Annotated in this window: 17 protein-coding genes; 12 read left to right on the top strand and 5 right to left on the bottom strand. The window is 72.9% G+C overall.

Annotated elements, in window-relative coordinates; all coding sequences use genetic code 11:
• Positions 1-44: 44 nt before the first annotated feature.
• Entirely contained in the window at positions 45-1,250 is a 1,206-nt protein-coding gene (locus ACNF49_RS46555; protein ID WP_482941722.1) for a styrene monooxygenase/indole monooxygenase family protein, read from the top strand.
• A 62-nt stretch (positions 1,251-1,312) separates the two neighbouring features.
• The gene (locus ACNF49_RS46560) at positions 1,313-2,557 is read left to right on the top strand and encodes a glycoside hydrolase family 18 protein (RefSeq protein ID WP_482941723.1); all 1,245 of its coding nucleotides are present in this window, start codon (positions 1,313-1,315) and stop codon (positions 2,555-2,557) included.
• Positions 2,558-2,584: 27 nt separating this feature from the next.
• Here ACNF49_RS46560 and ACNF49_RS46565 read toward each other — a convergent pair whose 3' ends face one another.
• On the bottom strand, positions 2,585-3,217 hold the full coding sequence (locus ACNF49_RS46565; RefSeq protein WP_482941724.1) for an MOSC domain-containing protein: 633 nt from the start codon (positions 3,215-3,217) through the stop codon (positions 2,585-2,587).
• Between the two features lie 111 nt (positions 3,218-3,328).
• A complete protein-coding gene (locus ACNF49_RS46570) occupies positions 3,329-3,646 on the bottom strand; it encodes a hypothetical protein (protein WP_482941725.1) in 318 nt (105 codons plus the stop codon).
• A 146-nt stretch (positions 3,647-3,792) separates the two neighbouring features.
• Here ACNF49_RS46570 and ccmA point away from each other — a divergent pair, with 146 nt between their 5' ends.
• Positions 3,793-5,187 carry a heme ABC exporter ATP-binding protein CcmA gene (gene ccmA, locus ACNF49_RS46575; RefSeq protein ID WP_482941726.1) on the top strand — a complete coding sequence of 465 codons (1,395 nt, stop codon included), beginning with the start codon at positions 3,793-3,795 and terminating at the stop codon, positions 5,185-5,187.
• On the top strand, positions 5,112-5,969 hold the full coding sequence (locus ACNF49_RS46580) for a DUF6297 family protein (RefSeq protein WP_482941727.1): 858 nt from the start codon (positions 5,112-5,114) through the stop codon (positions 5,967-5,969). The genes ccmA and ACNF49_RS46580 overlap by 76 nt, the downstream gene beginning before the upstream one ends.
• Before the next feature lie 4 nt (positions 5,970-5,973).
• Here ACNF49_RS46580 and ACNF49_RS46585 read toward each other — a convergent pair whose 3' ends face one another.
• Positions 5,974-6,456, bottom strand: coding sequence for a GNAT family N-acetyltransferase (locus ACNF49_RS46585; RefSeq protein ID WP_482941728.1), 483 nt, complete (start codon positions 6,454-6,456; stop codon positions 5,974-5,976).
• Between the two features lie 76 nt (positions 6,457-6,532).
• Here ACNF49_RS46585 and ACNF49_RS46590 point away from each other — a divergent pair, with 76 nt between their 5' ends.
• Together ACNF49_RS46590 and ACNF49_RS46595 are read left to right on the top strand one after the other, a co-directional pair.
• Positions 6,533-6,826: a hypothetical protein gene (locus ACNF49_RS46590; RefSeq protein ID WP_352352454.1), complete on the top strand. Its 294-nt coding sequence runs from the start codon at positions 6,533-6,535 to the stop codon at positions 6,824-6,826.
• A complete protein-coding gene (locus ACNF49_RS46595; protein ID WP_357985276.1) occupies positions 6,823-7,239 on the top strand; it encodes an acyl-CoA thioesterase in 417 nt (138 codons plus the stop codon). Before ACNF49_RS46590 ends, ACNF49_RS46595 begins: the two co-directional genes overlap by 4 nt.
• A 3-nt stretch (positions 7,240-7,242) precedes the next feature.
• Here the strand turns inward: ACNF49_RS46595 and lepA are convergent, their stop codons facing one another.
• Positions 7,243-9,075: a translation elongation factor 4 gene (gene lepA, locus ACNF49_RS46600; protein ID WP_357985274.1), complete on the bottom strand. Its 1,833-nt coding sequence runs from the start codon at positions 9,073-9,075 to the stop codon at positions 7,243-7,245.
• A 55-nt stretch (positions 9,076-9,130) separates the two neighbouring features.
• Between lepA and ACNF49_RS46605 the strand changes: the two genes are divergently transcribed.
• From ACNF49_RS46605 to ACNF49_RS46630, 6 genes are all read left to right on the top strand, one after another.
• Positions 9,131-10,120 (top strand): glycoside hydrolase family 18 protein, encoded by a 990-nt coding sequence (locus ACNF49_RS46605; RefSeq protein WP_498703546.1) that lies wholly within the window; start codon positions 9,131-9,133, stop codon positions 10,118-10,120.
• A 131-nt stretch (positions 10,121-10,251) separates the two neighbouring features.
• Positions 10,252-10,521: a 30S ribosomal protein S20 gene (rpsT, locus tag ACNF49_RS46610; RefSeq protein WP_106235424.1), complete on the top strand. Its 270-nt coding sequence runs from the start codon at positions 10,252-10,254 to the stop codon at positions 10,519-10,521.
• A gap of 208 nt (positions 10,522-10,729) precedes the next feature.
• Positions 10,730-13,789 carry an ABC transporter permease gene (locus ACNF49_RS46615; RefSeq protein WP_482941731.1) on the top strand — a complete coding sequence of 1,020 codons (3,060 nt, stop codon included), beginning with the start codon at positions 10,730-10,732 and terminating at the stop codon, positions 13,787-13,789.
• A complete protein-coding gene (locus tag ACNF49_RS46620; protein ID WP_357985265.1) occupies positions 13,786-16,377 on the top strand; it encodes an FtsX-like permease family protein in 2,592 nt (863 codons plus the stop codon). Before ACNF49_RS46615 ends, ACNF49_RS46620 begins: the two co-directional genes overlap by 4 nt.
• Positions 16,374-17,303, top strand: a complete 930-nt coding sequence (locus ACNF49_RS46625) for an ABC transporter ATP-binding protein (RefSeq protein ID WP_352352447.1) — start codon at positions 16,374-16,376, stop codon at positions 17,301-17,303. The genes ACNF49_RS46620 and ACNF49_RS46625 overlap by 4 nt, the downstream gene beginning before the upstream one ends.
• Positions 17,293-17,985: an ABC transporter ATP-binding protein gene (locus ACNF49_RS46630; protein ID WP_357985262.1), complete on the top strand. Its 693-nt coding sequence runs from the start codon at positions 17,293-17,295 to the stop codon at positions 17,983-17,985. Before ACNF49_RS46625 ends, ACNF49_RS46630 begins: the two co-directional genes overlap by 11 nt.
• A gap of 41 nt (positions 17,986-18,026) precedes the next feature.
• On the opposite strand, the gene ACNF49_RS46635 is transcribed toward ACNF49_RS46630, so the two are convergent.
• On the bottom strand, positions 18,027-19,358 hold the full coding sequence (locus ACNF49_RS46635) for an MFS transporter (RefSeq protein ID WP_482941732.1): 1,332 nt from the start codon (positions 19,356-19,358) through the stop codon (positions 18,027-18,029).
• Between the last annotated feature and the right edge of the window lie 22 nt (positions 19,359-19,380).

Consider the following 19,380-nt stretch of genomic DNA (forward strand, 5'->3'; position numbering starts at 1 on the left):
TGCCTGCTCACGGGTGTGCTCCGAGCCATCGAAGGAGGCGGCACATGACGGGCGTCGGAATCGTGGGCGCGGGGATCTCCGGGCTGACGCTGGCCCTGCGACTCCAGCAGCTCGGCGTCGCGACCACGCTCTACAGCGAGGGCGACGCGGCCGACCTGGGCCGTGGGCGGCTGCCGAACACGGTCGGCAGGATGGGCCGCGCGCAGGACCGCGAGCGGGAGCTGGGCAGCCTGCACTTCCTCGACCCGGGCTGCCTGCTGGTCAGCGGCAGCCTCTCGATCAAGGGCGATCCGCCGCTGGAGTTCACCGGCCGCGTGACGGAGCCGTTCCACGGGGTCGACTTCCGGGTGCTGCTGCCTGCGCTCATGGACGACTACACGAGCAGGGGCGGCCACCTGGTCGTCGATCCCCTCCCGCCGGACGCCGGCCAGGTCGCCCGCTGGTCCCGAGGGCACGAGCTGATGGTGGTGGCCACCGGGCGGCGCTCGGTGCGCGAGCTGTTCCCGCGCGTTCCGGCGTGGTCTCCGTACGAGGCGCCGCAGCGGATCCTGGCCGCCGGGCTGTTCCACGGGTTCGATCCGGGGCCGGCCTTCGGTTTCAACATCTCGCCCGACTGCGGCGAGATCCTGTGCATGGCGATGATGACGCGGTCGGGCGTGCGGGGCGGCGTCCTGGTCGAGGCGATCCCCGGCGGGCCGCTCGACGTGCTGGCCCGGGTGCCCGCCGACGAGTTCTGCAAGACGCTGCTCGCCCTGCTGCCCGAGCACGCGCCGCGCCTGGCCGAGCAGCTCGATCCGGCCGCGTTCGAGCTGCTCGGGCCGGAGGACCTGCTGCAGGGCGCGATCACGCCGGTGGTGCGCGAGGCGGTGGCCGAGTTGCCCGGCGGCGGCGTGGCGCTGGCGATCGGCGACGCCTGGGTCACCAACGACCCGATCACCGGGCAGGGCGCGAACCTGGGCTCGGCCTGCGCCTGGATCGCGGCCGACGCCGTCGCGGCGGGCGGGCCGTACGACGCGGCGTTCGCGCGGGAGACGGCCCGGCGCATGTGGGTGGCGGCCGAGCCGGTCGTCGCGTGGACGAACGCCTTCCTGCGGCCTCCGGCGGAGCACGTCCTGACCCTGCTCGCCGCCGCCGCGACCAGGCAGGAGGTGGCCGATCTGGTGCTGTCGCTGTTCGGCGACCCGGCGCGCGCGTGGCGGCTGTTCTCCAGCGCCGAGGAGGTGGCGCGCGTCGTTGACGGCACGGGGTGACGGTTCTACGATCGCGTCAACTTATAGGAAAGTTTCTTATAAGTTCACCCCCAGGAGCGCCCGTGAAGAAGATCCTCCTCGCACTCTCGCTCTTACTCGGGCTCACGGCGGTGTCCGCGCCCGCCGAGGCCCATCCCGGATTCAAGCGGGTCGCCTACTTCATCCAGTGGGGCGTGTACGGGCGCAACTACCACGTCAAGGACGTGGATACCAGCGGCGCCGCCGCCAAGCTCACCCACCTCAACTACGCCTTCGGCTTCGTCAACGCCGAGGGCTCCTGCTACTCGGCCGACCCCTGGGCCGACTGGCAGCGCCCGGTGCCGGCCGAGCAGAGCGTGGACGGCGTCGCCGACCAGCCGGGCCAGGCGCTCAACGGCAACCTCAACCAGCTGCGCAAGCTCAAGGCCAAGCACCCCGGCCTCAAGGTGCTGATCTCGCTCGGCGGCTGGACCGGGTCCAAGTACTTCTCCGACGCGGTGCTCACCGCCGAGTCGCGGTCCGCGCTGGCCCGGTCGTGCGTCGACCTGTGGCTGCGCGGCAACCTGCCGGGCCTCGAGCCGGGCGCGGGCGCCGGCGTGTTCGACGGCGTCGACCTGGACTGGGAGTGGCCGGGCTCGGCGGGCAACGACGGGAACGTGATCAGGCCCGAGGACCGGCGGAACTTCACCCTCTTCGTCGAGGAACTGCGCGCCCAGCTCCGGGCCTTCTCGGCGAGCTCCCAGCTCACGGCCTTCCTCCCGGCCGCCGCCGCGAAGATCGACGCCGGGTTCGAGGTGCGCCGCGTGTTCCGCTCGCTCGACTTCGCCACCGTCCAGGGGTACGACCTGCACGGCACGTGGGAATCGCGGACCGGGCACAACGGGAACCTGTTCAACGACCGCCGCGACCCCAACCCCGTCAGGTACAGCGTGGACCAGACCGTCCGCGACTACCTGTCGCGCGGCGCGCCCGGCCGCAAGATCGTCGTGGGCGTGCCCGCGTACGGGCAGGGCTGGACCGGCGTGACCGGCGGCGGCGACGGCCTCTGGCAGCCCGCGACCGGACCGGCAGCCGGCAAGTGGGGGCCGGGCAGCGAGGACTACAAGGACCTGGCGGCCAAGCCCGGCAAGCGCTACCGGGACCTGCGCACCGGCGCGATGTGGCTGTACGACGGCAACGAGTTCTGGTCCTACGACGACCCGGCGTCGCTGCTGCAGAAGGCGGCCTACATCCGGCTCAAGGGGCTGGGCGGCTCGATGATGTGGTCGATCGACCAGGACGACGCCCGCGCCTCCCTCACCTCGGCCCTGTACTCCGTCCTGCGCTAGACGGGCGCCCGGCCGGGTGGACGGTCTCTAGCCGCCCGCCCGGCCGGCCCGCGCGGCCATCTCGTCCCACTCCGGGTCGTGGCCGGGGACCGCGAGCACCCGGGCCAGCGCGTCGGTGTCGCCGTGGCGGGCGCGGAAGGCGTCCGCCACGGTCATGCCGGTCTCCGGGCGCGAGACGATCTCCACCTCGTCGCCCGCGCCCAGCTCGCCCAGCTCCACCACGGCCAGGTAGGCGCCCGGCCGCGCGGCGCGGGTGAAGCGCTTGAGCCAGCCCGGCTCGTCCATCCAGTTGCGGAACACCACGCAGGGGATGCGCGGGCCGGTCACCTCCAGCAGGGCGCTGCCGACGCGCCACCGCTCGCCCACCAGGGCATCGTTGACGTCGAGGCCGGCGGTGGTCAGGTTCTCCCCGAAACGGCCGTCGCGCAGGTCGCGGCCGAGCTCGCCCTGCCACCAGTCGTAGTCTTCGCGGGCGTAGGCGTAGACGGCGTGGGTGGGGGCGCCGTGGTTGGGCCTGTCGGCCCGCTCGTCGCCGGCCAGGCCGTTGCGCAGCACCGCCACCCGGTGGGGCACGGCCCGCTTGTCGATCGCCGTACGGCCGAGCTTGCCGGCCCATTCCGCATCGGACGACAGCCCGACGTTGACGGAGAGGATGCGCATGCCGCGACGGTAGCGGACGGACAGGCACGTGACGCACCGATTTTTCCGCTTTTCTCAGCCCATCGACGCAGAAGAACGAATATGTGCCCATTTGGCCTGTTCGCCGAGCCGTCACCCGCGCCTGTCGCCCGGCTCCGGCACCACCTGGGCGAGCTGGGAGTCGGCGTCGAACTCGGCCAGTTGTAACAGGGTCTCCAGGGCCGCCTGCCTGGTCTCCTCGACCGAGCCGCCGCGTTCGCCGAAGCACTCGGCCGCGACGTCGAGCAGCGCCGCCACCACCGCCGCGTCGGGATAGGGCACGTCGACCACCACCCTGCCGTCGCCGCCCACCTCGGCGGGTCTCAGGTGAAGCCGCAGCAGCCGCCGGGTCTCCTCCGCCACGGCCACCCCCAGCACAGCGGCACGCTCGAATCGCTCAGAAGCAATCACGTCACCCTCCAGTAGCACTGGTGTTCGGGAACAGCAAAGGTAGCGACCGGCACCGACAGAATCGGCTCTCCCGCCCTCGGCGAGGCCGCGGAAAGGCCCCGCAGGCCGGTCACGCGGACGGCCGGCGGGGTGGCTACGCTCGAACGGTGAGCGGTTTGATCATCGAAGTCACGGACCTGTCCGTCGAGCTCGGGGGCAATCCGGTGCTCCGGGGGCTCGACCTGGCCGTCGAGCCGGGTGAGGTCGTGGCGGTCGTCGGGCCCAACGGCTCGGGCAAGTCCACGTTGCTGCGCTGCCTGGCCGGCCTCCAGCCCGCCACCTCCGGCGGGGTCCGCGTGTTCGGCGCCGAGCCCGCCGACGACGCGCCCTTCTGGCGCGCGGTGGCGCTGCTCGGCGACGAGCCCGCCTGGTACCCGGGGCTCACGGCACGCGAGCACCTGGAGCTCATGGGAGCCGTGTACGCCGAGGCCCGCATGACGGTGGATTCGGCGCTGGCGGAGTTCGCGCTGACCGAACGGGCCGACGCGCCGCCGCTCAACCTGTCCACCGGCCAGCGCCAGCGCCTCTGCCTGGCCGCCACGCTGCTCAGGCCGAGCACGCTGCTGCTGCTCGACGAGCCCGAACGCGGCCTCGACGCGGCCTTCCGCGTCCGGCTCGGCGAACTCCTGGAGGAGTACGCCGACGAGGGCGGCACCGTGGTGATGGCCACCCACGACCAGACCCTCGCGGGCGCCGCCCGCCGGGTCTCCCCGCGGGGGTGCCCGCATGAGCGGCCACGACGCCGTCGCCCGGGAGACCGGCCTGGCGGGGAAGGCGGCCGGGCGGTGAGCGCGGGCGAGGTGAGCGTGCGGTCGGTGCGGGCGTTCGTCCGGGCGCGCGGGCGGGCCCCCGCCGGGCTGGTCGATCGTTACGTCAGCCTGTTCGGCCTGTGCATGCTGCTCGCCGTCGTCGGGCAGCCGCTGTCGTCGGTGGTGTCCGGCCTGGGCGGGACGGTCGAGCCGGGGCGGATGGGCGCGGGCGTCGCCCTGGTGCTGCTGGGGTTCGCGGGCTGCCTGGCGCTGGCTCGGGTGGCCGGGCCGGTGATGGTGCCCGCGGCCGAGGCGTCCTGGTTGCTGACCTCGCCGCTGGACCGGCGGCGGCTGCTCGGGCGTACCGGGCGGGTGCTCATGTTCGTCGCGCTGGTGGCGGGGCTGCTGCTCGGGCTCGGGCTGCTGGCCGCGCTCGGCGCGCCCGGCGCGCTGGTGTGGCGGCTGCTGGCCGCGCTGGCGCTGGCGACGGCGGCGAGCGTGGCGGGCATGGCGCTGGCGATGCTCGCCCAGTCCTCCCCGGCCTGGAACCTCTGGCTGACCGGCGTGCTGGTCGCGCTCCTGGTGCTGGCCGTGGTCGCCGTCAGCGGCCAGGCCCGTACGGCGCTCGCGGCCGCCGCGAGCGCCCCCTGCCCGCGCTCACCGCCACGGCGTCGGCCATGGCCGCGCTCGCCGCCGTCCTGGCCCGCCGGGCGTGGGGCTCGCTGGCCGCCATCCCCACCCGCCTGCTGCTGACCGCCTCCACCCGCGCCGGGCACGTCACCAGCGCCGCCGTCACCCTCGATCCCGGCGCGCTGAGCTGGATCGCCGAGGACAACCACTGGCGGGCCAGGAAGCTCGCCTCACGGCCGTGGCCGGGGCTGCCCGCGCCGCTCGCGCTGGCCTGGCAGGACTGGGTGCGGCTCGGCCGCCGGCCCTGGCGGCTGGCGGCCACGGCCGCGAGCGCGGCGTTGCCCGCCGTGTTCGCCCAGGCGGGCGCCGCTCCGGCGGCTCTCGGGCTGGTCGTGCTCGGCGGGGCGCTGGCGGTGGCGGCGTCCGGCACGTCCGGCGCGCGCCGGGACGCCGACAACCCCGCCCTGGCCCGGCTGACCGGCGTGGGCCGGCGTCCGGCGCTGGGGGCGCGGGCGCTGCTGCCCGGCCTGCTGGGCGGCGTGTGGGCGGCCCTGGCTCTGGCCGGGGTCGTGGCGGTGGGCGGCCTGCCGTCCGGTACGTGGTTGTTCGGGCTGCTCACCGGGCCCGCGCTCGCGGCCGGCGCGCTGCGGATGGCCAGGAGGGGGCCGGTCGACCATTCGATGCCGGTCATCGACACCCCCGGCGGCGCGGTTCCGACCGGCCCGGTGTTGTGGGCGGCGACGGGCGCCGACCTGGCGCTGCTCGGCTGCCTGCCCGCCGTGGTCGCGCTGGCCAGCGGGCCTGCCGCGCCGGGCGCGTTCCTGGCGGCCCAGGCGGTGGCGGGCCTGGCGGCGCTGGCGGGCGTCCTGGTGATGCCCCGTCCGGGGCGGCGTTCCCGCCTCTGAGGGGTCAGGCGACGTAGAGGTCGCTCGGCACGCCGCCGTACGGGATCGTGCGCTCCCTGCGCAGGCCCGCCTTCTCCGCCACCCGGCGGGACGGCTCGTTGTCGTCCCCGATCACGGCCACCACGGTGCCCAGGTCGCGCCCGACGCGCAGGGCCGCCCTGGCGAGCTCGACCGCGTACCCGTGGCCCCAGGCCGTGGGGCGGAAACGGTAGTACAGGTGGAGCACGTCCTCGCCGTCCAGGGCCGCGTGCCGCAGGCCGCCGATGCCCAGCACCTGCGCCCCCTCGGTCAGCCGGGCGGCCCAGTAGCCGATCCCCCGTTCGGCCCAGTCGGCCAGCCACAGGTCGAGCATGGCCCGGCTGGCCTCCAGGTCGACGGTGGGCCCGGCGGAGCTGTAGACGTTCGTCCGCGGGTCGGAGTGGATCTCGTGCACGGCTTCGAGGTCCTCCGGGCGGATCCGGGAGAGGACCATTCGTTCCGTACGCACCACTTCCACCCTTTCAGGGTAGCCGCTTCCATCGCTAAGCTATCGGTAGCAATCGGATAGCGATTGAGGAGCACCGATGGACATCGCCCGCGTGCAGGCCTCGCTGCGCCTGATGGCGCGCGGCCTGGAGGAGCTGGCCGCCGCGCTCGGCGAGGAGGAGCTGGGCGAGGCCGAGCGCACGGCCCGGGTCATCGCCGAGTGGGGCCGCCGCGGCCTCACCCAGAAGGAGGCGTCGGCGCTGTTCCAGCGGCACGGCTTCGCCCCCCAGACCACCGGCGGCTGGGCCCGCGGCGACTGGGTGGAGCTCGGCGACGACGGCCTGCGCTACCTCACCGCCAAATCGCACGCCTGGCTGGAGGAACGATCATGACCTTCTCGGTACGCATCGCCGTACGCGGCTACGAGCTCGACACCCAGGGCCACCTCAACAACGTGGTCTACCACCAGTACGGCGACCACGCCCGCTGGGAGTGCCTGCGCGCGGCCGGCATCTCGATCGACGACCTGCGGGAGGCCGGCGTCGGCCCGGTGACGCTGGAGAACACCATCCGCTTCCACCGCGAGCTGCGCGCCGGCGACGAGGTGGAGGTGACCTGCGCGTTCGAGTGGGGCGAGGGCAAGACGTTCAGGATCAGGCAGGAGTTCAGGGGCGCGGACGGCGAGCTGGCCGCCGAGCTGACCGGCGTCGGCGGGCTGATGGACCTGCGGGCCCGCCGCCTGCTCCCCGACCCGGGCCGGCACTGGCGGGCGCTCGCGCGAACGCCCGCCGTGCTGGGTCTGTAGCGGCTACTTCTTGGTCTTGTCGGCGGCGCTGGAGTCGGTGGACAGCGCGGCGACGAAGGCCTCCTGGGGCACCTCGACGCGGCCGACCATCTTCATCCGCTTCTTGCCTTCCTTCTGCTTCTCCAGCAGCTTGCGCTTACGGGAGATGTCACCGCCGTAGCACTTGGCCAGGACGTCCTTGCGGATGGCCCGGATGTTCTCGCGGGCGATGACCCGGGCGCCGATGGCGGCCTGGATCGGCACCTCGAACTGCTGCCGCGGGATCAGCTCGCGCAGCTTCTTGGCCATGTCGACGCCGTAGGAGTAGGCCTTGTCCTTGTGGACGATGGCGCTGAAGGCGTCGACGGCCTCGCCCTGCAGCAGGATGTCGACCTTGACCAGCTCGGCCTCCTGCTCGCCGGCGGGCTCGTAGTCGAGCGAGGCGTAGCCGCGGGTGCGCGACTTGAGCTGGTCGAAGAAGTCGAAGATGATCTCGCCGAGCGGCAGCGTGTAGCGGATCTCGACGCGGTCCTCGGACAGGTAGTCCATGCCGAGGAGCTGGCCGCGCCGCCCCTGGCAGATCTCCATGATCGCGCCGATGAACTCGGCCGGCGCCAGGATCGTGGACTTGGTGACCGGCTCGAAGACCTGCGCGATCTTGCCGCCCGTCGGGAACTCGGACGGGTTGGTGACCGTGAGCTCCTTGCCGTCCTCCATGACCACGCGGTAGACCACGTTGGGAGCGGTGGAGATCAGCGACAGGCCGAACTCGCGCTCCAGGCGCTCGCGCACGATCTCCATGTGCAGCAGGCCGAGGAAGCCGACGCGGAAGCCGAAGCCGAGCGCCGCCGAGGTCTCCGGCTCGTAGATCAGCGCGGCGTCGTTGAGCTGCAGCTTGTCGAGCGCCTCGCGCAGCTCGGGGTACTCGTCGCCGTCGATCGGGTAGAGCCCGGAGAACACCATCGGCTTGGGGTGCTCGTAGCCGGCCAGCATCTCCTTGGCGGGCTTGACCGAGGAGGTGACGGTGTCACCCACGCGCGACTGGCGCACGTCCTTCACGCCGGTGATCAGGTAGCCCACCTCGCCGACGCCGAGGCCGCGCTCGGCGGGCTTGGGCTCGGGCGAGATGACGCCGATCTCCAGCGTCTCGTGGGTGGCGTTGGTGGACATCATGAGGATGCGCTCGCGCTTGCTCAGATGGCCGTCGATGACCCTGACGTACGTCACGACGCCGCGGTAGGTGTCGTAGACGGAGTCGAAGATGAGCGCCCGCGCGGCGGCATCGGCCTGGCCCACGGGCGCCGGGACGGTCGCCACCACGTGGTCGAGCAGCTCGCGCACGCCCACGCCGGTCTTGCCCGACACCTTGAGCACGTCGGAGGGGTCGCAGCCGATCAGGCCGGCCAGCTCCTCGGCGAACTTCTCCGGCTGGGCCGCGGGCAGGTCGATCTTGTTGAGCACCGGGATGATGTGCAGGTCGGCGTTCATGGCCAGGTAGAGGTTGGCCAGGGTCTGCGCCTCGATGCCCTGCGCGGCGTCGACCAGCAGGATCGCGCCCTCGCACGCCTGCAGCGACCGGGACACCTCGTAGGTGAAGTCGACGTGCCCGGGGGTGTCGATCATGTTGAGGACGTGGCCGTCCCAGGGCAGCCGCACGGCCTGCGACTTGATCGTGATGCCGCGCTCGCGCTCGATGTCCATCCGGTCGAGGTACTGGGCGCGCATGGAGCGTTCGTCGACCACGCCGGTGATCTGCAACATCCGGTCGGCAAGGGTCGACTTGCCGTGGTCGATGTGCGCGATGATGCAGAAGTTGCGGATCAACGCGGGGTCGGTCTGGCCAGGCTGAGTGCGCACCGAAGTCCGTTTCGACAGGGTTGAGGTCAAGCGTCTTTCATGGTGACATGCCCAGATGATTATCCGGACCGTCATCCGCCGCGGCCTGCGCCTGGTCGCGCTGGCCGTGGCCGTCGTGGTGGCGCTGGCCGGCCTGCTCGCCGTCGCGCTCCGTCTCCAGTTTACCGGTGCCCCGGCGGCCTGGGCGAAGAGCACCGGCAACGACGCCCTCTGGCTCGGCCACGCCTGGGTCGACGGTCGCCGTACGGAGCGGGATGTGGAGCAATTGGCCGTACGTCTTCGCACCACCGGCATCAAGGACGTGTACGTCCATTCCGGCCCGTTCGAGTGGGACGGCCGCCTTGACCTCGCCAAGCACCCCAAGGCCGCAGATTTCGTGACATGGATGCATCGGCACCTGCCCGGCGTCCGCGTCTCCGCCTGGCTGGGCCAGTCCGTCAAGAACGGCCTCGACCTCGACGACGCCCGGTCCCGCGCGAACGTCCTGGCCGGCGTGGCCGCCGTCATGAAGGCGGGCTACGACGGCATCCACTACAACTTCGAGCCGATCGGCGACGGCGACGACGAGTTCCTCGACCTGCTGGACCGGACGAGGACGTACACGAAGCTGCTGTCCACCTCGTCCCCGCAGATCGAGCCCTATCCCCTCATGCGCCCGGCGGGCAGGCTCGTCCTGGGCCACGACAAGTACTGGTCGCAGGGCTACTTCCAGGAGGTCGTGAACCGGGTGGACCAGGTCGCCATCATGACGTACGACTCGGGCGCCCCCGCGCAGTCCCTCTACGGCGGCTACGTGGCCAGGCAGGCCGCGCTCGCCCTCGACCTCGTACCGGACGGCAAGTCCCTGTTCGTCGGCGCCCCCGCCTACCACGACCACGGCCTGCCCTGGCTGGACGCCGCCGAGAGCGTGGCGATGGCCGCCGAGGGCGCCCGGCTGGCGCTGTCCGACCACGGCCGCCGCGAGCGCTTCGGCCTGGCCCTGTACGTCGATTTCGCCGCCACCGAAGAGGACTGGAAGGAGTACATGACCCGCTGGCTGGCCTAAACTGAGAACACCCGGGGCGTTGATTTGAGCAGCCACCTGGGTTATTGGTACCCTGTTCACTTGCGTGTGGCGCGCCCTCTCATCGAGCCCGCGCGCCCCATCCATCCTTAGACTTTCACCGAGGCTTCTTCGTGGCGAACATCAAGTCCCAGATCAAGCGCAACAAGCAGAACGAGAAGGCGCGTCTGCGCAACAAGGCGGTCAAGTCCTCTCTGAAGACGGCCGTCCGCAAGTTCCGCGAGGCCGCCGAGCAGGGCGACGTCGAGCAGGCCGCGGCGCTGCAGCGCGTCGCCGCCCGCCAGCTCGACAAGGCCGTCAGCAAGGGCGTCATCCACAAGAACCAGGCCGCCAACCGCAAGTCGGCGATCGCCAAGCAGGCCGCCGCTCTGGCCGCCAAGTAAGCTCTGGCCACCCGGCGGCAGCCGGGTGAGCGCTGGCGCCGCACTCCTTCATGGGGTGCGGCGTTCTTGGTTTTGTGCGCTTCTTGTCACAGTTTCGATATCACATCGGCATCGCCGCCGGGTATCGGCTGAGCATCCCTTAACAAGATCACCTTGCCTCTCGTCCGCCCTCTCCGTGAGGGTTCACTAAACGGACGAAGGGGGACACATGCGGGGGCCGTTGGTCGTCAAACGGGCGTTCAGCGAGCCGTTGCTCCTCCTGGCCGCGTTCGGCTCGATCCTGCTGGCCACCACCACGCTGGTGGCGCTCACCATGTACGCCTCCTCCATCGCCGACGCCGGTGTGCGCAGGACGATGGAGACCGCGTCCCTGCGCCAGACGTCCGCGACGATCAGCGCGCCGGTCACCGACAAGACGTTCCCCGTCTACGACCGCGCGGTACGCGCCGAGCTGGCCAGGGCCTACACCAAGGCGCCGGCGCTCACCACGAGCTTCCGCTCCGACTCCTACGCCATGCCCGGCCAGGAGAAGCAGGAGCGGCCCGAGCTGCTCAGGTTCGGCAGCTACGACGGCCTCGACCAGCACGCCAAGCTCGTCTCCGGCGCCTGGCCCAGGCCCGCCGACGGCCGGGTGGAGGCGGCGGTCTCGCTGTCGGCGGCCTCGGCGGCCGGGTTCAAGGTCGGCCAGGAGCTGACCACCGTGGGGCGGTTGTCGCCGGAGCCCGTCCAGGTGCGCATCACCGGCGTGTTCCAGCTGGACGACCCCTTCGGCGAGCGCTGGACCGGGGAGCAGCTGCTCAGCAGAGGCGTCGAACGCGGCGACTTCACCACGTACGGGCCGCTGATGGTCTCGCGCGAGACGTTCATCGCCCGCTTCGCCACCAACGTGAACGCCACCTGGACCGCCGAGCCCGACCTGCGCTCGCTGACGCCGGCCCAGCTGCGCCCGCTGGCCGTGGCGGTCGGCGAGGTGGGCACGCACCTGAAGGCCGGCGACTGCCCGAGATGCGTGACCACCAGCCGCCTGCCCGAGATGCTCACCCAGCTCGACACCGCCTCGCTGGTGGCCCGTTCGACCATGCTGATCCCGGTGCTGCAGCTGCTGCTGCTGGCGGCGTACGCGCTGATGCTCACCGCGCGGCTGCTGGCCGACCACCGGCGCATGGAGGTGGCGCTGCTGCGCTCGCGCGGCGCGGGCACGATGCGGCTGGCCGCGCTGGCCGGGGGCGAGGCGATGCTGGTCGCGGTCCCGTGCGCGGTCGTCGCGCCGCTGCTCGGGCCGCCGCTGCTCGGGCTGGTGAGCCGGATTCCCTGGATCAGGGCGTCCGGCGTGCGGCTCGACCCCTCGGTCGGCCTGGGCACGTTCCTGGTGTCGGTGGCCGTGGCCCTGGCCTCGGCGGTGCTGCTGGTGCTGCCCGCGCTGGCGGGCGCGCGGCGCACGTACGTGGAGGAGCAGTCGGCGCGCGGGCGCGGCGGCGGGCGCGGGCTGATCGAGCGCGCGGGCGCCGACGTGGCCCTGCTGGTGGTGGCCGGCCTCGCGATCTGGCAGCTCCAGCACTACGGCGCGCCGGTCACCACGACCGCGGGCGGCGGGCTCGGCATCGACCCGCTGATCATCTCCGGTCCCGCGCTGGCCCTGCTCACCGGCGGCATGCTCGGCCTGCGGCTGGTCCCGCGCATCTCCGCGGTGGCCGAGCGGATCACCTCCAGGCGCCCGTCCCTCGCCCCGGCGCTCGGCGCGTGGCAGGTCAGCAGGCGCCCGCTCAAGTACGCCGGCCCCGCGCTGCTGCTCACCATGGCCATCGCCATCGGCATCGTGTCCATGGCCACCGCCGCCACCTGGCGCGCCTCCCAGCTCGACCAGGCCCGCCACCAGGCCGGGGCCGACCTGCGCCTGTCCGGCCCGCCGGACGCCCCGGAGCTCGGCCCGCTGGGCCGCGGCACGGCGTTCACCGCCCTGCCCGGCGTGACCGCCGCCTCGCCCGTCTTCCGCGGCCAGACCGAGGTCAGCAGCGAGAACGCCATCCTCGTCGGGATCGACGCGGCCAAGCTCGGCACACTGTTCCAGCTCCGCCCCGACCTGGCCGACCGGCCCATCGCCGAGATCTCCCGGGCGCTGACCGGCCCGCAGGCCGGCAAGCTGGACCTGCCGGGACAGCCGGCCGCGCTCACCCTGCGCGCCACGGCCGACGACGACCTGCCGGTGCGGCTGGTCCTGTCCGACGCGCTCGGGGTGTGGCGCGATGTGTCGCTGGGCGTGCTGAAGGCGGGCGAGAACACCGTCGACGTGGACCTCGCGGCGCTGGCGGGGCGGAGCGGGAGGATCACGTACCCGCTGTCGCTGCGCGGGCTGGTGGCGAGCGCGCCGCGCTCCGGCAGCGGCAGCCTGACGGTGACCGGGATCAGCGCCGACGGGCGGCCGGTGACCGCGCCCGCCGTGTCGGTGAAGGCGACCGGACGGCAGCCCGCGACGGCCGCCTTCGGGGCGCCGCCCGTCCGGGGACCGCTGCCCGTGGTGCTCACCGCCGGCCTGGCGGAGTCGCTCAAGCTGGGCGTCGGCCAGGTGGGACGGGCCAGCATCGACCGCAGGGTGATGGACGTCAAGGTCGTGGCCGTCGTGGAGACGATGCCGACGACGACCGCCGGGCAACACGCCGTACTGGCCGACTGGGGGACGATGCAGGCGCAGGATCTGGCGGCGGGACAACTGCCCAGGCCCGCCACCGAGTGGTGGCTCGCCACCCCGGACGGCCGGGCGGCGGCCGCGCTCACCAGCCGCCCCGCATGGGACGTCACCGCGATCGACCAGCGCGCCCTGGCCGCCAAGATGCAGGACGACCCGCTGGCCAGCGGCCTCCAGGGCGCGCTGATGCTGGGCTTCCTCGCGGCGCTGGTGTTCGCGGCGCTCGGCTTCCTGGTCAACGCGGCGGTCGCGGCCCGCGAGCGGATGAACGAGTTCGCGATCCTGCGGGCGCTCGGCGTGAACTCCCGGCAGATGTTCGGGATGCTGGCGATCGAGCAGACGTTCGTGATCGCGCTGTCACTGGCGGCCGGGACCGGGCTCGCCGTGGTCGTGGGCATGCTCGTGGTGCCGCACATCGTGCTGACCGGGCAGGCGTCGGCGGTCACCCCCGGCGTGGTGCTCGACATCCCGTGGGGCGCCACGGGCGCCATGCTCGCCGGGGTGGCCGCCGTGCTGCTCGCCATCGTCGCCGGACTGGCGCGCAACCTGCGCAGGCAGGGTCTCGGCATTCGGGAGGAACAGTGAGGATCCCGCTGCTGGCCCGCACGCACCTGGGCGCGGTGGCCGTGCTCTTCGTGCTGACGCTGAGCGCCTGCCTGCTCGTCGCGGGGCTGCCCAGGGCGATGCAGTCGTCGTTCGACCAGGCGCTGCGCGAGGCGCTCAGGACCGCGCCCGCCGAGCAGGCCGACCTGACCGTGACGGTCGCGTCGATGTCGAAGGAAGAGGACCTGCACGAACGCGACCAGTTCGAGTCCAGGGACCGGCGCTGGCGCCAGCTCGTGCCCCCGGCGCTGCGGTCGCTGGTGGTGCCCGCCGGCACGGGCGACAGCCACATGAGCGCCAAGACCGTGGTCACCCCGATCAACGGCTCGGGCGGCACCATGTTCATGAACCTCGGCTGGCTGTCCGACGCCGACCGGCGGGTGGACTGGGTGCAGGGGCAGGCGCCGGGCAAGCCCTCGACCATGCGCTTCGAGGGCGAGACGATCCCGCTCATCGAGGTGGGCCTGGTCGAGTCCGCGCTGACCGCGATGGACCTGAAGATCGGCCAGGTCAAGGTGCTCGGCGAGAGCCACTACGTGGCGGTGAAGCTGGTCGGCGCGTTCAGGGCCAAGAAGGCCGACGACCGTTACTGGAGCCACAACAGCGACATCCTGACCGTCACCAGGATGTTGCCGCCGGGCAAGATGGAGTTCGAGAAGCACATCACGACGATCATGTCCGACGACGGGCTGACCGCGCTCAGCGGCGACGGGCGCAACCTGTCCTACAACTGGGTGCTCCCCATCGCCCCGGACAAGGCCGACGCGCTGGCCACGACCGACCTCCAGGCGGCCGTCAGCGAGTTCGAGCGGGTGATCGGGTTGCAGGCGTCGGGCTCGTACAGCCCGTACCGGGTGCTGACCGCGCTGTCCAAGCTGCTGACGGACTTCCTGGCCGCCCAGTCCACCGCGCAGACCGTGATGTACCTGATGCTCGGCGGGCTGCTGCTGGTCGCGGTCGGCGTGATCGTGCTGGCCGTGCAGCTGCTCTCCGGCCGGCTCGACCACACGCTGGCGCTGACGCGGGCGCGTGGCGGGTCGCTGGGGCAGGTGGCGGGCACCGGCGCGGCGCTGACCGCGCTCGCCGTCGTGCCCGCCGGGCTCGCCGGGTACGGGCTGTCCTGGTTCGTCCCCGGGCCCGTGCTGCCGATCGTGCACGTCGGGCCGCTGCTGGTGATGCTGGCCGCCGTCGGGTACACCGCCGCGGGGCTGGCGGTCACGCACCGCGTGCCGCTGCACGAGCAGCGTGCGGACGTCAGCACCGCCCGCCCGTCCGCCCGCCGGCTCACGCTGGAGGTGCTGGTGGTGGTGCTCGCGCTGGCCGGGGCGTACCTGCTGCGCACCCGCGGGCTGGCGGCCTCGGCCGGGTTCGACCCGTTCCTGCTGGTGGTGCCGATCGCGCTGACGCTCGCCGCGGCGGTGATCATCCTGCGCTGCTACCCGTACCCGCTGCGGCTGCTCGTCCGGCTGGCCGCGCGACGGCCCGGGGCCGTGCCGTTCCTGGGGTTGACCAGGGCGGCGAGGGCGCGCTCCGCGTCCGTGCTGCCGGTGCTGATCCTGCTGCCCGCGCTCGGCGTGTCGGTGTTCGCCGCGGTGATCTCCGACGGGCTGGTGAGCACGCAGCGGCTGGCGTCCTGGCAGCAGGTGGGCGCGCCGGTCAAGATCACGTCCCGGGTCGAGATCCCGGCCGACGCGATCGAGCGGGTGCGCAAAGTCGCCGGCGTCGAGCAGGTCGTACTCGCGCAGACCGGCCGGGTCCAGGTCGGGTACGGCGCCGAGCGCGCCGAGGCCATCGCCGTGAACCTGCCCGAGTGGCGGGGGCTGCTGGCGGGAGCGCCGATCGGCGTGCCCACCGGGAGCGGCGCCTTCGTCTCGCCCGACCTGAAGGGGCGGGGGACGTACGAGATCGGCTGGCAGTCGCGGCTCAAGGTCCCCGAGGGCGGTGTGATCACCTCCGTGCCCGGCTTCTACAACCAGGGCAAGTTCATGATCCTGCCGATGGACTCGCTCGTGCGGCCCGCCGTGAACACCCTGCTCATCCGCGGCAACCCCGCGCTCGACGAGCTGCGCCCGCTGGTCCCGCTCAGCACCGTGGAGTCCCAGGCGCTGTCCCTGGCCGCCATCCAGGACGACCCGCTGACCAGCACCGTGCGGACCACGCTGGTCGTGGTCACGGTGGCGCTGGCCGCGTACGCGCTGGTCGCCGTCATCCTCTCGCTGGTGATCGGGGCGGCCGACCGGGCCAGGGCGCTGTCGTTCCTGCGCACGCTGGGGCTGTCGGACCGGCAGGCGCAGCGGCTCACCGTCCTGGAGATCATGCCGATGATCCTGCTGACCGCCCTGGCCGGCCTGCTGCTCGGCCTCGGGCTGCCCACGGCGCTCGGGCCGGGCGTCGACCTGTCCTCCTACGCCGGCGACCTGCCCGTCGGCGACTACTCCCTAGACCTGTTCACGCCGACCGCGCTGGCGGCCGGGCTGGCCGTCGTGGCCGTGCTCGGCGCGTACACGCACACCGCCATCAGCCGCCGTCGCAGCCTCGGCGCCGTCCTTCGAGTGGGGGACCTCACATGAACCCGACCCTGTCAGAGCTGGAAGCCAAGGCCACGCGGGAGAAGACCGCGTTCGGCGCCGACGCGCACATCGTCTGCGACAACCTGGTGCGCATCTACAAGACCGAGGGCGTCGAGGTCGTCGCCCTGCAGGGCCTCGACCTGGTGATCGACAAGGGCGAGCTGGTGGCCATCGTCGGCGCGTCCGGGTCGGGCAAGTCCACGCTGCTCAACGTGCTGTCGGGGCTCGACGTGCCGACCGCCGGGGTGGCCAGGGTCGCGGGCACCGACCTGCTGGCGATGACGGCCAAGGACCGGCTGCGCTACCGGCGTTCCGTGGTGGGCTTCATCTGGCAGCAGACCGCGCGCAACCTGCTGCCGTACCTGACCGCCAGGGAGAACGTCGAGCTGCCCATGAAGCTGGCCGGCGGCGGCCGGGCGCGCCGCGCCCGCGCCGGCGAGCTGCTGGAGCTCCTCGGCGTCGGCTACTGCGCCGACCGCCGCACGCCCGAGATGTCGGGCGGCGAGCAGCAGCGGGTCGCCATCGCCGTCGCCCTGGCCAACGAGCCGCAGCTCATCCTGGCCGACGAGCCCACCGGCGAGCTCGACAGCGAGACGTCCGAGCAGGTCTTCGACTCCCTGCGCAAGGCGAACCGGGAGCTCGGCGTGACCGTGGTCATCGTGACCCACGACCCGCTGGTGTCGGAGCAGGTGGACCGCACCGTGGGCATCCGCGACGGACGTACCAGCAGCGAGACGCTGCGGCGCGAGGGCGCCGAGGGGCAGATCGTCGCCGAGGAGTACGCCGTGCTGGACCGCGTGGGCCGCCTGCAGCTCCCCCGCGACTTCATGAACGCCCTGGACATGGAACGCCGGGTGCGCCTCGAACTCGAATCCGACCACATCGGCGTCTGGCCCGCCCGAGAGGAGCCCTCCCATGAGCAATGAGCCCCTGGTCGTGGTGGAGGGGGTCCGCAAGGTCTACCGGAGCGGGCCCAAGGAGGTCGTCGCGCTGCGCGAGGTGTCCTTCGAGGTGTTCCCCGGCGAGCTGGTGGCGGTCCGCGGACGCTCGGGGTCGGGCAAGACCACGCTGCTCAACCAGATCGGCGGCCTGGACCGCCCCGACGCCGGGCGGGTCGTCGTGGACGGGCGCGAGGTCACGTCCATGTCCGAGGACGCCCTGCTGGAGCTGCGCCGGGACGTGGTGGGCTTCGTGTTCCAGTCGTTCGGGCTGATCCCGGTGCTGTCGGCGGCCGAGAACGTGGGGGTGCCGATGCGGCTGGCCCGCGTGCCGTCCGCCGAGCGGGAGGAGCGGGTCCGGCTGCTGCTGGCGCTGGTGGGGCTGGGGCAGCACATGAACCAGCGGCCGTACGAGCTGTCGGGCGGGCAGCGGCAGCGGGTGGCGATCGCCCGGTCTCTGGCCAACCGGCCCAGGCTGCTGGTGGCCGACGAGCCGACGGGACAGCTCGACTCGCAGACCGGGCGGCAGATCATGGAGCTGTTGCGGGCGCTGGTGCGCAGCGAGGGCGTGACGGCGCTCGTCGCCACGCACGACCCCAGCCTGATCACGCTGGCGGACCGGGTGCTGGAGATCAGCGACGGCATCGTCCGCGAACCCGCCCTCACCTGACCCTCCCCTCCCCCATCCGCGCCGGTGGTCCGCCCGGTCGCTCAGTCGCGGCGCCGGGCCGCCACCTGATCCCGGTCAGCGGCGGGCGGCGGGGGCGCGGGCCTGGGCGAGCGCGCCACGGCGGCGAGGTTGGCGACGGCGACCACCACCCCTCCGGTGACCATCAGCACCCCCATCCCGGTCACGGCCGCCAGCGGCGCGGCGACCGCCAGCCCCACCGGCCGCGCCGCGAACGAGATGAGCTGGTCGAACGACCGCACCCGCCCCAACGCCCCCTCCGGGATCTCCTCGGCCACCACCGTCTCCCACAACGGGCTGAGCACCCCGAGCCCCACCATGGCCACGAAGTACGCCACCGCGACCACCACGGCCGACAGCCCGAACCCCACCGCCACCGGCAACGCCACCATCGGCAGCAGATAGAGCGCGGCCCCCACCTGAACGACCACCAGCGGCCTGCGCACCGGCAAGCGCGGCGCGACCAGCACCCCCGCCAGCAGCCCGACCGTGCCGCTCTGCACGATGATCATCCAACCGGCCTCGCCCCCCAACCGCTGCACGGCCGCCACCGGGCCCAGGGTGAGGAACAACCCGGCCATGAAGTGCCACACGCCGTGCGCCAGCACACAGGCCAGGAACCACGGCCGTCCCTTGACCTCCCCGAACCCCTCGGCCAGCTCCCGCCCGAACCCGACCCCCCACCGCCGCCGCCCGGCCTCCCCGCCGGAGACCGCCTTCCGCTCCCCCACGACCTCCGCCCCGCCCACGGACCCGCCATCCGCACCGCCGACCCCACCGACGACCCCGCCGACGACCCCGCCGAGAGTCAGCGCCGAGCACGCGAACAACATCGCCGTGACCCCCGCGGCCCACCCGGGCCCGGCGGCCAGCGTGAGCGTCCCCGCGAGCGCCGGCCCCAGGACCGCCGACAGGCTGGTCACCACCCCGATCCGGGCGTTCACCCGCAACCTGTCCGGCCCCGGCACCACCGCCACCACCAGCCGCGGCACGGCAGGACTCCCGAACGCGATCGCCGCCCCCGAGACCGCCGACAACACGGCGAGGTCGGGAACCCGATTCACCCCGGCCAGCAGCTCGACCGCCATGAGCCCCTGCGCCAGGCATCGCGTGAGGTCGGCGAGCAGCACGACCCGTCCGGGCCTGACGCGGTCGGCCAGCACGCCACCGACCGGCAGCAGCAACAACAACGGCACCATCTCGCAGGCCAGCACCAGCCCCAGCGCCTCCCCCGACCCCGTGGCGCGCAGCACGGCCAGGGTCAGCGTGGTCGGGATCATGGCCGTGGCCAGTGCGGACATGCAGCGTCCGGCCAGCAGCCGGTTCCTGGGCCCGGCGAACAACGAAAACGACATGCCCCAGAAGGTATTTCGTCAG

The organism is Actinomadura sp. ATCC 39365, assembly GCF_054392275.1.